The sequence below is a fragment of the Bradyrhizobium sp. ORS 285 genome (assembly GCF_900176205.1).
Classification (GTDB): Bacteria; Pseudomonadota; Alphaproteobacteria; order Rhizobiales; family Xanthobacteraceae; genus Bradyrhizobium.
The window spans coordinates 7,430,814-7,444,241 of the sequence record NZ_LT859959.1 but is presented as its reverse complement, the minus strand read 5'-3'; the positions used below and the strand labels follow the sequence as shown (position 1 = coordinate 7,444,241).

Sequence of the window (13,428 nt, the reverse complement as noted above, 5' to 3'; positions counted from 1 at the left end):
AGGTCCATCGCAGCTAATAGTCTGTCCGAAAGGGACTAATTCTATCAACGGACAAGCAATGTGTCGAAGGATACCCTACCCCATCCCCACCTGCCCAGCCTCCCACCCGATCATCGCCTGCTTGCGCGTCAGCCCCCAATGATACCCCGTCAGCGCGCCGGTCTTGCCGAGCGCACGATGGCACGGCACCACGAACGAGATCGGGTTCTTGCCGACGGCCGCGCCCACCGCCCGCGACGCCTTCGGCGACTCCAGCCTTGTCGCGATGTCCGAGTAGCAGACGGCGCGGCCCATGGGGATCTTGAGCAGGGCTTCCCAGACGCGGACCTCGAAATCGGTGCCGATCAGGACGACGCGCAGCGGCTGCTCGGGGCGCCAGTGGTTCTTGTCGAAGATGCGCTGCGCCAGCGCTGCGGTGCCGGGGACGTCCTCGATATATGCGGCGCGGGGCCAGCGGCTCTTCATGTCGGCGAGCGCGGATGCTTCCTCGCCGGGGTCGGCGAAGGCGAGGCCGGCGAGGCCGCGCGGGGTGGCCATCACCAGCGCCATGCCGAACGGGCAGGGGTGGAAGCCATAGCGCAGCGTCGTGCCGGCGCCGCCGGTCTTCCATTCGCCGGGAGACATCGCCTCGTGGGTGACGAACAGATCGTGCAGGCGGCCGGGGCCTGAGAGGCCGGAGTCGAGCGCGGCGTCGAGCACGCTGGCCGAGCCCTTCAGCAGGCCCTTGGCGTGGTCGAGCGTCAGCGCCTGCATGAACGCCTTCGGCGTCAGCCCGGCCCAGCGCCGGAACAGATGGTGCAGCTCGTCCGGCGTCAGGCTGGCGGCGTCGGCCATGTCCTCGATGGTCGGCTGCCGGCGCCAGTGCTCCGAGATGAACGCGATCGCGCGGCGCACGGCGTCGTAGTCGCGCAGCGCTGCGGATTGTTGCGGGCCCGGCTTGGCCAGGGCGGAATCGTGAATGGCGAGGGTCATCATGGCTTCGGATGTAGGGCGGCCGGGGAGGGCACTCCACCCGATTTCTGATTGGGGGGCTAGGGGTGGATCGGTGGGCCCGGCAAGCGCGGCGATCTCCGTCCACCTCTCCCGGCGGGAGAGGTCGGATGGCATCGCAGATGCCATCCGGGTGAGGGGTCCAGGTGAGAGCGATCGTGCGGATGGACCCCCTCACCCGGCGCTGCGCGCCGACCTCTCCCCGGCGGGGAGAGGTGAACGGGGTGCGCGGCGCGGGCGGTCGACCTCGCCCTGCGCGCGGGGAAAGGTAGGATTGCATCGAAAGATGCAACTGGGTGAAAGGGGCTTTCCGCACGGCCGGTGGGTGGGGCGGCCCCTCACCCCAACCCTCTCCCCGTGAAGGGCGGGGAGAGGGAGCGCAGCTGCGCTCGGGGTTGGCAGTTCGACTCGAACGGAGGTTGGGGCCGCTAAAGCGGATTGAGCACCGGCCCGCGTTTCGCAGCCTGCAAGCCGGCCGTCAGTGCCTTTGCGAAGCTCGCTTTTTCCTCCGGCCCCAGAAAGCTCGCGATGGCGACGCGCTGGCCCCGCGCCACCAGATAGAGGTGCTCGATGCCGAACTCTTCGTGGGTTTCCTGGTCGAGGCGGACCCAGAGCGGGTTGAAGCGCCATTCCATGACGTGGCCCTTGTGGCTCACCCGACGAAGGCGCAGCTCGGTGAGCGTGATGGAGACGTCCTCATAGGCGTTGGCACGGCGGAAGTTGACGTGGAAGGCCCAGTAGATCGCGAGCGCGTCGAGGCCGAAGAAGCCGAGCACCGGCCAGGCGCCCATCATGACCGAGGCGATGCCGCCGACGAAGCTGATGGCGCAGACCACGGCCATCAGCACCAGAAAGCCGGTGCGGCCGAGCGAGCGATGCGGCCTCAGCCGGGCCGAGAACAACTCGGGATCAGCGGCGTCGTTGCCGGTCTCATGATACGCAAAAGCATTGCCTGGCGTCATGGGGCCTCAGTATACCCGGATCATGGCCAAAATCACCCGCCCCCAACGCGCCAAGCCGGCCCCGGTTCGCACGCCCGCCAAAAAGGCGGCCAAGGCTGCGCCGGGAGCAGCGTCCAAATCCATCTCCAGAACGGTCAAGAAGGCTGCCAAGATCAGCCCGGCGGCCAAGCCTTCTTCGCCCAAGCCTTCTTCGCCCAAGGCGAAGGCAGGCTCGGTCAAGCCGGTCAAGACAGCGTTGAAGGCAACCAAACCCTGGACGCCGGCGGAGATCCGCGAGGCGTTCAGCCGGTTCGCGCAGGCCAATCCAGAGCCGAAGGGCGAACTCGAGCACGTCAACCCCTACACCTTGCTGGTCGCCGTGGTGCTGTCGGCGCAGGCAACCGACGCCGGGGTCAACAAGGCGACGCGGCCGCTGTTCGCGGTTGCCGACACGCCGCAGAAGATGCTCGCGCTCGGCGAGGACACCGTGCGCGACTACATCAAGACCGTCGGCCTGTTCCGCACCAAGGCCAAGAACGTGATCGCGCTGTCCGAGATGCTGATCGCCGAGTTCGGCGGCGAGGTGCCGCGCACCCGCGCGGAGCTGGAGTCGCTGCCGGGCGCGGGGCGCAAGACCGCGAATGTCGTGCTCAACATGGCGTTCGGCGAGCACACGATGGCGGTCGATACCCACGTGTTCCGCGTCGGCAACCGCACGGGACTGGCGCCAGGCAAGACGCCGCTGGAGGTCGAGCTCGGGCTGGAGAAGGTGATCCCGGCCGAGTTCATGCTGCACGCCCATCACTGGCTGATCCTGCACGGCCGCTACACCTGCCTCGCCCGCAAGCCGCGCTGCGAGCTGTGCCTCATCAAGGACCTCTGCCGCTGGCCGGAGAAGACGGCCTGAGGCGACGCGCAAGTCGAGGCGGCCCACTGTCACCCTCCCCTGGAGGGGGAGGGTCGGCTCATAGGCGCGGAGCGCGTATGAGCCGGGGTGGGGTGATCTCTCCACTCGCACCGGTGTCCGCGGCTTCACCCCACCCCGCTCGCCCGCTTCGCGTGCGATCGACCCTCCCCCTCCAGGGGAGGGTGAGACCGAGATCGCGGTCGAGCTCTCGCCATCTCCATCGCTGTCATGCTCTGCCCCGGGTCTGTCCTTCTCCACCGATGACAGCCGGGCCTACGTGAAGCTCCCTTTCAGGTTGCATCTCCAAATCGCATTTGACAGTCACTTTAGCGTCACGCTCCGACGCGCTCTCACCATGGCCGGGCCACATCGCCGCCCGCATTGGTCATAAGATGAAACCCGTAATCCGGGCGATGTGAGTGGCGCGTGATGATGTCCGCGTTCTCGGAGTTTTGTGCGCCGGGACGGGGAAGGATCAGTTGCATGGACACCACCGCCGCACTCGTGTCGCTCGCGACCGCCGTGCCACCGCATCAGTTCCGCCAGAACGAGGTGATGGAGGCGGCGCGCGTGGTGCTGTCGCCGCGCTTTCCGCAGTTCGATACGATGGCGAGCCTGTTCGCGAACACCGGCATCCGCCAGCGCTACGGCGTCAAGCCGATCGAATGGTACATGGAGCGCCGCGGCTGGCCGGAGCGCACGGAGGCGTATCTTGACGGCGCCGAGGCTCTGTTCGTGGAAGCTGCTAACAAGGCGCTGGCGCAGGCCGATCTCAAGGCCGATCAGATCGACACCATCGTCAGCGTGAGTTCGACCGGGATCGCGACGCCGACCCTGGAGGCGCGCGTCGCCGGCCGCATGGGCTTTCGCTCCGACGTCTCGCGCGTGCCGGTGTTCGGGCTCGGCTGCGCCGGTGGCGTCTCCGGCCTGTCGATCGCCGCGCGTCTCGCACAGGCGCGGCCCGGCACCAACGTGCTGTTCGTGACGTTCGAATTGTGCACGCTCGCGGTGCGTCATGACGAGCTGAGCAAGGCCAACATCGTGGCGCTGAGCCTGTTCGGCGATGGCGCTGCCGCCGCGATCCTGCGTGCCGGCGATGGCGGCGTGACGCGCGTCGAGGCAACCGGCGAGAAGCTGTGGCCAGATACGCTTGATATCATGGGCTGGAGCGTCGATCCCGAGGGTTTTGGCGTGATCTTCCAGCGCACCATTCCGGACTTCGTCACCGAGAACATGGGCCCGGCGGTCAACGAGATCCTCGGCAACATGAAGCTCTCCGCCACCGACGTCGATCGCTTCGTCTGCCATCCCGGCGGCGCCAAGGTCATATCAGCGCTGGAGCGCGCGCTGTCGATCGGGCAGGGCACGCTCGATCATGAGCGCGAGATCATCGCCGACTACGGCAACATGTCGGCACCGACCGTGCTGTTCGTGCTGGAGCGCGCGCGTGCGCAAGGCCTGCCGCCGCGCTCGGTACTGACGGCGCTCGGACCCGGATTCACCGCCAGCTGCGTTTCACTGAGGCACGCCGCATGACCTTCGCCGCCTTCGTCCTCGCCCTCGTCACGATGCAACGGCTCGGCGAGCTCGTGCTCGCCCGCCACAATACGAAGCGCCTGCGCGCGATGGGCGCGGTCGAGGTCGGGGCGGATCATTATCCCCTCATGATCTCGATGCATGCGGCCTGGCTGGTGTCGCTGTGGCTGCTCGGCATCGACCAGGATGTCGATCCCTGGCTGCTGTCGGGCTTCGTGGCGCTGCAGGGCCTGCGCTGGTGGGTGCTGGCGACCTTGGGGCCGCGCTGGACCACGCGCATCATCATCCTGCCGGGCGCGCCGCTGGTGACGGACGGGCCGTATCGCTACATCTCGCATCCGAACTACCTAGTCGTCACCGCCGAGATCGCGCTGCTGCCGCTGGCGCTGCATCTGCCGCTGATCGCGCTGATCTTCTCCGGGCTGAATGCGGCGGTGCTGTTCATCCGCATCCGCGCCGAATCCGAGGCGCTGTCCGGCGTTGCTGGCGGTGGCGTGGGCGGCGGCCAGACCGCATGAGTGCTGCGGCCGCGCCGGAGGATAAGCCCAGCCTCGCCACATGGCTCGGCTTCGTCCTGATGTGCGTCGGCATGTTCATGGCGATCCTGGACATCCAGGTGGTGGCGACGTCGCTGCCGACCATTCAGGAGGCGCTCGGCATCACGCCGGACGCGATGAGCTGGATTCAGACGGCGTATCTGATCGCCGAGATCATCGCCATTCCGCTGACCGGCCTGCTGACGCGCGTGTTCACCTTGCGCTGGCTGTTCGTCGGCGCCGTCAGCGTGTTCACGCTGGCGTCGCTCGGCTGCGCGCTGAGCGTCAGCTTCCACATGCTGCTGGCGTTCCGCGTGCTGCAGGGCTTCTTCGGCGGGCTCCTGATCCCCGTGGTGTTCTCCGCGGTGTTCCTGCTGTTTCCGTCGCGGCTGCATGCGATGGCGACGACGATCGGTGGCGTGGTCGCGGTGCTCGCGCCGACCATCGGTCCCGTCGTCGGCGGCTTCATCACCAACACCTGGTCCTGGCCCTGGCTGTTCCTGATCAACATCGTCCCCGGCATCATCGCGGCGGCGGCGACGCCGGCGCTACTGCCGAAGCAGGACATGAATCCGGAGGAGCTCGACAAGTTCGACCTGCTGGCGCTGCTGCTGCTCGCGGTGTCCCTGGCGAGCCTCGAGCTCGGGCTGAAGGAGGCGCCGAAGGGCGGCTGGCTGTCGTCGAACTGCCTCGCGCTGCTGGTGCTCAGCGCCTCGTGCCTGACGCTGCTGATACAGCGCCTGCTGGCATCTAGCGATCCGATCCTGCGCATCGGCAGCTTCCACCGCCGCTCCTTCACGCTCGGCTGCCTGTCGAGCTTCTGCCTCGGCATCGGCCTGTTCGGCTCGGTCTATCTGATGCCGGTGTTCCTCGCCTTCGTGCGCGGCCATGATGCGTTCGAGATCGGCAAGATCATGCTGGTGACCGGCGTCGCACAGCTGGTCGCTGCTCCCATCGTCACCGCGCTCGACGGCAAGGTCGATGCGCGGCTGCTGACGGCGTTCGGCTTCGCGCTGTTCAGCGCCGGCCTTGCCGCTAGCGCATTCCAGCCGCCGACTGCGGACTATCAGGAGATGTTCTGGCCGCAGGTGGTGCGCGGCGTCGGCATCATGTTCTGCCTGCTGCCGCCGACGCGGATCGCGCTCGGCGATCTGCCCCCGGCCGAGGTGGCGGACGCCAGCGGCCTGTTCAATCTGATGCGCAATCTCGGCGGCGCCATCGGCATCGCGCTGATCGACACCATCATCTATGGCCGCGTCACCCTGCACGCCCAGGCGTTCCGCGACCGGTTGATGGCCGGCGACAGCGCCGCGGCCAAGGCGATCGGGCTGGCGCCGGAGCTCTTGCGCAACCGTCCCCGCAACATCTCCGAGGAGCAGGCGATCGCCTATGTCCGGCCGCTGGTGGAGAAGGCCTCGCTGGCGCTGTGCGTCAACGAGGCCTGGTCGCTGCTCGCCGGCATCGCGCTGCTCGGCTTCCTCTTGATTCCGTTCGCGCGCAACAAGAAGGCCGACGCGTCGCCGCGGATGGTGGCGCTAGAGGCTGCGCAGCCGGCGCTCCGGCGACGGCTCGATCAGCTCGGGTCGCGGTCCTGACAGCCGCTTGTGCAGGTGGACCATGAAGGCCATGCCGAACAGCGGTGTCGCCAGGTTCACGATCGGGATCGTCACGAAGGCCGCGATGATCAGCCCGGCGGTGAACACCGTCACCGCATTGTCCCGCCGCATCGCCTTGGCCTCCGCTGGCGGCCGGAAGCGCATCGCGGCGAGCTCGAAATATTCGCGGCCGAGCAGCCATGCCGTGGCGATGAAGAAGATCACGAAGCCCGCGCCCGCGAGGAACACAAAGGGCAGGGCGATCAGGTAGACGAGGATCGTGAGGCCGGCGGCCTTGAGGCCTTCGGCAATCGCGATGCCGAACGGCAGCGCGACGCCGGGGCGTTCGGCCGGATAATGCTCGCGCTCGACCAGATCGGCGACATCGTCAACAAAGAGGCTCGCGATCAGCGAGGTGATCGCCGGCATCAGCATGATGCCGCCGAACACGACGCCGAAGCCCGCCGCGATCGAGATGATCCAGGTCAGCACCTCCAGCGCGCCATGCGAGCCAGGCCCGAGCATCGCTTCGGCCCAGCCCTCGCCGGCGGTCGCGAGCCAGCTCAACGCCCGCTGCAGCCCGATAGCGAGCACGGTGATCAGCACCAGCGACAGCCCGATCGAGCGATACAGAATCGAGCGCATCGGCGGCGACAGCATCTGCGATAGCGCCTTCACGGCGGCGTCGATCATGGCGGTGGACCTCTCTGCGAGACACGCGACAGGAGTTAGACATGGCCGAGGGGTTCGGCAAGCCCGTCCTCCCCACCGCAAGAGGATGCGCCCCCACTGCTTCCTCCGTCATTGCGAGCGTAGCGAAGCAATCCAGGATGGTGGGCGGGACTCTGGATTGCTTCGCTGCGCTCGCAATGACGTGGATAGACCATTCCCTATAAGCTAATCCCTCATGGTGAGGAGCGCGCCCCTTGGCGCGCGTCTCGAACCATGAGGCCTCAGCGGCCAGGCCTCACAATCTCGTCGCCCGCAGCCGCAGCGCGTTGCCCACCACGCTCACCGACGACAGCGACATCGCGGCGGCGGCGATGATCGGCGACAGCAGGATGCCGAAAACGGGGTAGAGAACGCCCGCCGCGATCGGAATGCCGGCCGCGTTGTAGATGAACGCGAAGAACAGGTTCTGGCGGATGTTGCTCATCACGGCCGCCGACAGCTTTCGCGCCCGCGCGATGCCGCCGAGATCGCCTTGCAACAGCGTGACGCCGGCGCTCTCCATCGCCACATCCGTGCCGGTGCCCATGGCGATGCCGACATCGGCGGCCGCCAGCGCCGGCGCGTCGTTGACGCCGTCGCCGGCCATCGCCACCACCTTGCCGCTGGCGCGCAGCCGCGCGACGACAGCGCTCTTCTGGTCCGGCAGCACGTCGGACTCGACCTCGGTGATGCCGATTTTGCGCGCGACCGCCGTCGCCGTGGTGCGGTTGTCGCCGGTCAGCATGATCGCCTTGATGCCGTCAGCGGCGAGCGCCTTCAGCGCGTCCGGCGTCGATGCCTTGACCGGATCGCTGATCGCGAACAGCGCCGCCGGCTTGCCGTCGACCGCCATCGTGATCACCGTGGCGCCGTCCTCGCGCAGCCGCTTGCTCTCGACGCCGAGCGTGTCGGTGATGATGCCGAGCGACGCCAGATAGGTCGGGTTGCCGAGCACGATCGCCTTGCCGTCGATATCGCCGCGCGCGCCCTTGCCGGTCGGCGCGTCGAAGTTCTTCACGTCGGCCAGCTTGAGCTTGCGCTCGGTCGCATGCCGCACGATCGCCTCGGCGAGCGGATGCTCGCTGGCGCGCTCAACGCTGGCGGCGAGCCGCAGTGCCTCCGCTTCGTCGACGCCCTGTGCGGTCACGATGCTGGTCACCTTCGGCTTGCCCTCGGTCAGGGTGCCGGTCTTGTCGACGACGAGCGTGTCGACCTTCTCCAGCCGCTCCAGCGCCTCGGCGCTCTTGATCAGCACGCCGGCTTGCGCGCCGCGGCCGACACCGACCATGATCGACATCGGTGTCGCCAGGCCGAGCGCGCAGGGGCAGGCGATGATCAGCACGCTCACGGCGGCGACGAGGCCGAAGGCGAAGCGCGGCTCGGGGCCGAAGGCGTACCACGCGACGAAGGCGGTGATCGCGGCGGCGATGACCGTCGGCACGAACCAGCCCGCGACCTGGTCGGCCAGCCGCTGGATCGGCGCGCGCGAGCGCTGCGCATCGGCGACCATCTGCACGATCTGCGACAGCAGGGTCTCGCGCCCGACCTTGTCGGCGCGCATCACGAAGCTGCCGGTCTGGTTCAAGGTGCCGGCGATGACGCGCTCGCCTTCGTCCTTGGTCACCGGCATCGATTCGCCCGTCACGAGTGACTCATCGAGCGACGAACGGCCTTCCAGAATGATGCCGTCGACCGGCACCTTCTCGCCGGGCCGCACGCGCAGGCGATCGCCGACCGCGAGCTCGGCGATCTCGACCTCATGATCATTGCCGTCGGCGTCGAGCCGCCGTGCCGTCTTCGGCGCGAGCTGCAACAGCGCCTTGATCGCCCCCGAGGTCGCCTCGCGTGCGCGCAACTCCAGCACCTGGCCGAGCAGCACCAGAATGGTGATGACCGAGGCCGCCTCGAAATACACCGCGACAGTGCCGCCATGGCCGCGGAAGGCAGGCGGAAACGCCTGCGGCATCAACGTCGCGATCACGCTGTAGACATAGGCCACACCCGTGCCCATCGCGATCAGGGTGAACATGTTGAGATTGCGGGTCTGGATCGACTGCCAGCCGCGCACGAAGAACGGCCAGCCGGCCCACAGCACCACCGGGGTCGCCAGCGCGAACTGGATCCAGTTCGACAGCATGGGGTCGATCAGGCCGTGGCCGCCGACGAGATGCCCGCCCATCTCCAGCACAACCACGGGCGCGGCGAGCACTGCACCGATCCAGAACCGCTTGGTCATATCGGCGAGTTCGGGGTTGGGCGCGTCATCGAGGCTGATGACATCAGGCTCCAGCGCCATGCCGCAGATCGGGCAGGTGCCCGGCCCTTCCTGCCGGATCTCCGGATGCATCGGGCAGGTGTAGATTGTCCCCGCCGGCATCTCCGGCGGCGGCTCGCGCTCGCCGAGATATTTGTCGGAATCAGCGGCGAACTTGGTGCGACAGCCAGCGGAGCAGAAATGGAAGGTCTGGCCGTGATGATCAAAGCGGTGCTTCGACGTCGCGGGGTCGACGCTCATGCCGCAGACCGGGTCGATGACCTTGGTCGCGTCGTGGACGTGATGATCGTGGCCGCCGCAGCATGAGCCCGCCTCTACGGGAGCAGCGGCCGGTACCAGATATTTAGCGGGATCGGCTGCAAACTTGGTCCGGCAACCCGCCGAGCAGAAGTGGAAGGTCTCGCCGTCGTACTCGAAGCGATGTTTCGACGTCGCCGGATCGACTGACATGCCGCAGACGGGGTCTGTCACTTTGACGGGCTGAGGCGGCGCGGAACCGTGACTGCCGCAGCAGCCGCTGGCCTCATTCGCGGGCACGGCATGATCACTGCAACACGCCTCTGCAGGGGACTCGTTGTGTCGTGTTTCCACCGCGCCGGCGCGCGATCCACAGCCGCATCCGCCGGCCGCGCCCGCTGCGGCACCATGCCCGTGTCCGGTTTCCGACATGCCAGCCTCGCCTCTTGAAACCTATACCCTGTAGGGGTATATAGAGCCCATGCGCGACGACATCAAGACTTCCTGCCAGAAACGTTTGAGCCGGATCGAAGGGCAGGTCAGGGGCCTGTCGAAGATGGTCGAGGACAATCGCTACTGCATCGACATCGTGACGCAGATCTCCGCGGTGCGGGCGGCGTTGCGCCGGGTCGAAGAAGAGATCCTCCGCGACCACGTCTCCCACTGCGTCGAGCACGCGATCGCGTCGGGCGACAAAGCCGATCAGCGGCAGAAGATCGCGGAGTTGATGGATGTGATCAGCCGGTCGGATCGGTAATCTTGGTCATTAAAGCGCGAGCCCTGAGCCACGAACGCCGTGTACCTCCCCCCGCGTGCGGGGAGAGGTCGGATGGCATCGTGAGATGCCATCCGGGTGAGGGGGCTCTCCGCGAGTCCGGTGCTTGTGGCTGCCCCTCACCCCAACCCTCTCCCCGTAAGAACGGGGAGAGGGAGCACACGGCCTAATGAGCGCGTGCTCGAATCCGACTTAGATGCAGCTAGCTAGAGCTCAAATCGCAACCTTACGGCGGCTCCGTGCGGCCGGGCGCGGCGCCTGCTTTCGCACCGGCTCGGCGACCAGGAAATGCTCGTTGACGACGAGCCGCTCGATCACCTTCTCGAGCATCACTTCCTCAGCCGCAATCGGCTGCGCCGCTTCTTCGTCAGCCGTCTCAGGAACGAGCGGCGGCGCTGCGACGGATCCTGGAAACACGGCGAATTCGCCCGCTACCTCCGCGAGCGGCTTCTGTTTGTCGGCCCAGTGCAAGGTCGTGTAGTCGAAGCCGTTGACGATGGTCGGCTTGACGATCTCGAAGTAGGGCGAGATGTCGAAGTCGCGCGGCATGTACAGCGATGAATCTCTGATATGCAGGATCTCGCGCTTGGCGCGCCGCGAGGGCGCGCGCGTGATCTTCGGCAGGATCGGGTAGCGCACCGCGTCGAACGCCTGCGCGATCAGCGCCGAGCAGATCATCTTGGTCGGATCGCCCGAACCGAGCGCGATCATGCGCCGCCGCCAACGCTGCGGGATCGGCAGCGGGATCAGGAAGCGCATCAGGTCGATGATGTTCTTGGTGTCGTAGCCGAAGCCGATGCGGTTGATGGCGTAGCGGCACACCGTGTGGCGGTCTTCGAAGGTGAGCCCAACGGGACGGCAGACGCGGGTGTGATAGGCGAAGTATTTCGACAGCGGCGCCGAGATCACGCCGTCGCCGACATAGGCCTCGACAAGCACATGCGGCTCGCCATCGGGCTCGACGGCGCCGTCGATCGGTCCGACATAGAGCGCGGCATGCGACCAGGTCGATTGGGTGAGATATTTGATGATGCCGGAGATGCGGCTGTTGCCTTCGACCAGCAGCACGTCGCCGGGCTGGACGTCCTTGCGGAGGTAATCAGGATCGCTGGGCGTGAACGGCTCATAGCCCGGTATCTCCTTCTGGAGATAGGCGGCAATCAGCTTGCCGATCTGGTCGAGCACGATACCCATGACGGTCCCCGGGCGACCTTGACCGGCCGCTTGCCTTTGTCCCTTCTTCCATGATGGTCGATTGCGGTTGCAATTTGGTTCATAGTCGAAGCGTTCCCTGCGGCATCGCGTTTACCATTCTCGTTGCCGCGCTGCAGAAGATACGGCAAATTCCGTGGGACCCGCATCTCACAAAAGTTTTTGGAAACCATGTCATGAGCTTCACGCGCCGCGGCTTCCTCTCCGCTTCCGCGGCGCTGGCCGCTACGCCCCTTCTCAGCCGCGCGGCGCAGGCGGCAGTTCCGCGCGAGGCTGACATTGTCGTGATCGGAGCAGGCGCCGCGGGCATCGCCGCCGCGCGCCGGATCATGGCGGCGAACCGCAAGGTCTTGCTCCTCGAAGCCTCGGCGCAGATCGGCGGCCGCTGCAGCACCGATCTGACGACGTTCGGTGTGCCGTTCGATCGCGGTGCGCGCTGGCTGTTCAGTGCCGATAGCAATCCGATCGGCAAGCTCGCTCGCGGTGTCGGTCTCGACGTCGCTGCCGCACCCGTCGGCCAGAAGATCCGCGTCGGTCGGCGCAATGCGCGGCCCGGCGAGACCGAGCAGTTCCTGGCCGGCCTCGTGCGCGCGAATCGCGCTCTCGACGAGGCCGCACGCGGCAAGCTCGACACGTCCTGCGCGGCAGCCCTGCCGAAGGATCTCGGCGACTGGACCAACACCACGGCCTTCGTGCTCGGCCCCAGTGCGACCGGCAAGGATCTCGCCGATCTCTCGGTGATGGACAAGGCGCGCGCCCAGGATCGCAACGCGCCGCTCGCCTGCCGCCAGGGCCTGGGTACGCTGCTCGGCAAGCTCGGCGAGGGGCTTCCTGTGTCGCTGTCGACGCCGGCAAGCCGCATCGTGTGGAGCAACCGCGAGGTCGCGGTGGAGACGCCTGCGGGGCGCATCGCGACACGCGCCGTCATTCTCACCGTCTCGACCAACGTCCTCACCTCGGGCGCGATCAAGTTCGCACCGGAGTTGCCGAAACGGCAACTCGACGCGGCGGCCAAGCTCGGCCTCGGCAGCACCGATCACATCGCGCTGATGCTTTCGGGCAATCCGCTCGGCCTGTCGCGGGACGAGGTCATCGTCGAGCAAAGCAACTCCAATCGCACGGGCCTGCTGCTGGCCAATATCGGCGGCTCGTCGTTGTGCACGATCGACGTCGCCGGCAGTTTTGGTCGCGGGCTGTCGGCGCAGGGCGAGGCCGCGATGACCGCGTTCGGCAAGGAGTGGATCGGCAAGTTGTTCGGCAGCGAAGCCGCCGCGGCGGTGAAGTCGGCCGCGGCGACGCGCTGGAATCAGGTGCCCGGCGTGCTCGGCGCAATGTCGGCCGCCGCGCCTGGAAACCAGGGCGCGCGCAAGATCCTTGGCGAGCCCTTAGGGCCGTTGTATCTCGCCGGTGAAGCGACGCACGAGACGCTGTGGGGCACCGTCGACGGTGCCTGGGAGTCCGGCGAGCGTGCTGCCGAAGCCGCCCTGCGCCGCATCGGCGCGCTGAAGGATCCGGAGCCGGAGCAGGCGAACGAGCGCCAGCGTGGTCGTCGTCGCAAGGTGAGGTCAGCCTCGCCGGAGGATTGATCTCGGACGCAGGCGCGTAGGGTGGGCAAAGGCGCAGCCGCCCTCCGACCATATCCGAGATCGTGGAGGCGCCGTGCCCACCATCTTGCTGACGAGTTCGCGGATCGACGGTGGGCACGCGACCGCC

General features: G+C 67.2%; 11 protein-coding genes. 6 read left to right on the top strand and 5 right to left on the bottom strand.

The genetic code is table 11. The features are described from left to right. Window positions 1-75: 75 nt before the first annotated feature. Both BRAD285_RS33475 and BRAD285_RS33470 read right to left on the bottom strand, forming a co-directional pair. Entirely contained in the window at window positions 76-975 is a 900-nt protein-coding gene (locus tag BRAD285_RS33475; protein ID WP_006610931.1) for a bifunctional helix-turn-helix domain-containing protein/methylated-DNA--[protein]-cysteine S-methyltransferase, read from the bottom strand. A gap of 443 nt (window positions 976-1,418) precedes the next feature. Beyond that, on the bottom strand, window positions 1,419-1,952 hold the full coding sequence (locus BRAD285_RS33470; RefSeq protein WP_006611645.1) for a DUF2244 domain-containing protein: 534 nt from the start codon (window positions 1,950-1,952) through the stop codon (window positions 1,419-1,421). 22 nt (window positions 1,953-1,974) lie between these two features. On the opposite strand from BRAD285_RS33470, the gene nth reads away from it, so the two are divergent. The 4 genes from nth to BRAD285_RS33450 all read left to right on the top strand — a co-directional run bounded on the left by nth (window position 1,975) and on the right by BRAD285_RS33450 (window position 6,505). Continuing rightward, window positions 1,975-2,838 (top strand): endonuclease III, encoded by an 864-nt coding sequence (nth, locus tag BRAD285_RS33465; protein ID WP_006611644.1) that lies wholly within the window; start codon window positions 1,975-1,977, stop codon window positions 2,836-2,838. Between the two features lie 483 nt (window positions 2,839-3,321). Beyond that, a complete protein-coding gene (locus BRAD285_RS33460; protein WP_006613629.1) occupies window positions 3,322-4,374 on the top strand; it encodes a type III polyketide synthase in 1,053 nt (350 codons plus the stop codon). Continuing rightward, a complete protein-coding gene (locus BRAD285_RS33455; RefSeq protein ID WP_035647710.1) occupies window positions 4,371-4,892 on the top strand; it encodes an isoprenylcysteine carboxyl methyltransferase family protein in 522 nt (173 codons plus the stop codon). The genes BRAD285_RS33460 and BRAD285_RS33455 overlap by 4 nt, the downstream gene beginning before the upstream one ends. Beyond that, complete coding sequence (locus BRAD285_RS33450) at window positions 4,889-6,505, top strand: DHA2 family efflux MFS transporter permease subunit (protein WP_006613631.1); 1,617 nt, start codon at window positions 4,889-4,891, stop codon at window positions 6,503-6,505. Before BRAD285_RS33455 ends, BRAD285_RS33450 begins: the two co-directional genes overlap by 4 nt. Here BRAD285_RS33450 and BRAD285_RS33445 read toward each other — a convergent pair. Beyond that, complete coding sequence (locus BRAD285_RS33445) at window positions 6,446-7,198, bottom strand: sulfate transporter family protein (protein WP_006613632.1); 753 nt, start codon at window positions 7,196-7,198, stop codon at window positions 6,446-6,448. The genes BRAD285_RS33450 and BRAD285_RS33445 overlap by 60 nt on opposite strands. A 274-nt stretch (window positions 7,199-7,472) precedes the next feature. Further along, a complete protein-coding gene (locus BRAD285_RS33440) occupies window positions 7,473-9,941 on the bottom strand; it encodes a heavy metal translocating P-type ATPase (RefSeq protein WP_006613633.1) in 2,469 nt (822 codons plus the stop codon). A 268-nt stretch (window positions 9,942-10,209) separates the two neighbouring features. Here BRAD285_RS33440 and BRAD285_RS33435 point away from each other — a divergent pair, with 268 nt between their 5' ends. Next, window positions 10,210-10,485 carry a metal-sensitive transcriptional regulator gene (locus BRAD285_RS33435; protein WP_006613634.1) on the top strand — a complete coding sequence of 92 codons (276 nt, stop codon included), beginning with the start codon at window positions 10,210-10,212 and terminating at the stop codon, window positions 10,483-10,485. Window positions 10,486-10,716: 231 nt separating this feature from the next. On the opposite strand, the gene BRAD285_RS33430 is transcribed toward BRAD285_RS33435, so the two are convergent. Continuing rightward, entirely contained in the window at window positions 10,717-11,697 is a 981-nt protein-coding gene (locus tag BRAD285_RS33430; RefSeq protein ID WP_006612318.1) for a YiiX/YebB-like N1pC/P60 family cysteine hydrolase, read from the bottom strand. 194 nt (window positions 11,698-11,891) lie between these two features. On the opposite strand from BRAD285_RS33430, the gene BRAD285_RS33425 reads away from it, so the two are divergent. Continuing rightward, entirely contained in the window at window positions 11,892-13,301 is a 1,410-nt protein-coding gene (locus BRAD285_RS33425; RefSeq protein WP_006612319.1) for an FAD-dependent oxidoreductase, read from the top strand. Window positions 13,302-13,428: the final 127 nt, after the last annotated feature.

Bases quoted from the DNA above. Each gene is read 5' to 3' on its own strand.
- BRAD285_RS33475 (WP_006610931.1), bottom strand. From the start codon at position 975: ATGATGACCCTCGCCATTCACGATTCCGCCCTGGCCAAGCCGGGCCCG.
- BRAD285_RS33425 (WP_006612319.1), top strand. From the start codon at position 11,892: ATGAGCTTCACGCGCCGCGGCTTCCTCTCCGCTTCCGCGGCGCTGGCC.
- BRAD285_RS33430 (WP_006612318.1), bottom strand. From the start codon at position 11,697: ATGGGTATCGTGCTCGACCAGATCGGCAAGCTGATTGCCGCCTATCTC.
- BRAD285_RS33460 (WP_006613629.1), top strand. From the start codon at position 3,322: ATGGACACCACCGCCGCACTCGTGTCGCTCGCGACCGCCGTGCCACCG.
- BRAD285_RS33445 (WP_006613632.1), bottom strand. From the start codon at position 7,198: ATGATCGACGCCGCCGTGAAGGCGCTATCGCAGATGCTGTCGCCGCCG.
- BRAD285_RS33450 (WP_006613631.1), top strand. From the start codon at position 4,889: ATGAGTGCTGCGGCCGCGCCGGAGGATAAGCCCAGCCTCGCCACATGG.
- BRAD285_RS33455 (WP_035647710.1), top strand. From the start codon at position 4,371: ATGACCTTCGCCGCCTTCGTCCTCGCCCTCGTCACGATGCAACGGCTC.
- BRAD285_RS33470 (WP_006611645.1), bottom strand. From the start codon at position 1,952: ATGACGCCAGGCAATGCTTTTGCGTATCATGAGACCGGCAACGACGCC.
- BRAD285_RS33435 (WP_006613634.1), top strand. From the start codon at position 10,210: ATGCGCGACGACATCAAGACTTCCTGCCAGAAACGTTTGAGCCGGATC.
- nth (WP_006611644.1), top strand. From the start codon at position 1,975: ATGGCCAAAATCACCCGCCCCCAACGCGCCAAGCCGGCCCCGGTTCGC.
- BRAD285_RS33440 (WP_006613633.1), bottom strand. From the start codon at position 9,941: ATGTCAGTCGATCCGGCGACGTCGAAACATCGCTTCGAGTACGACGGC.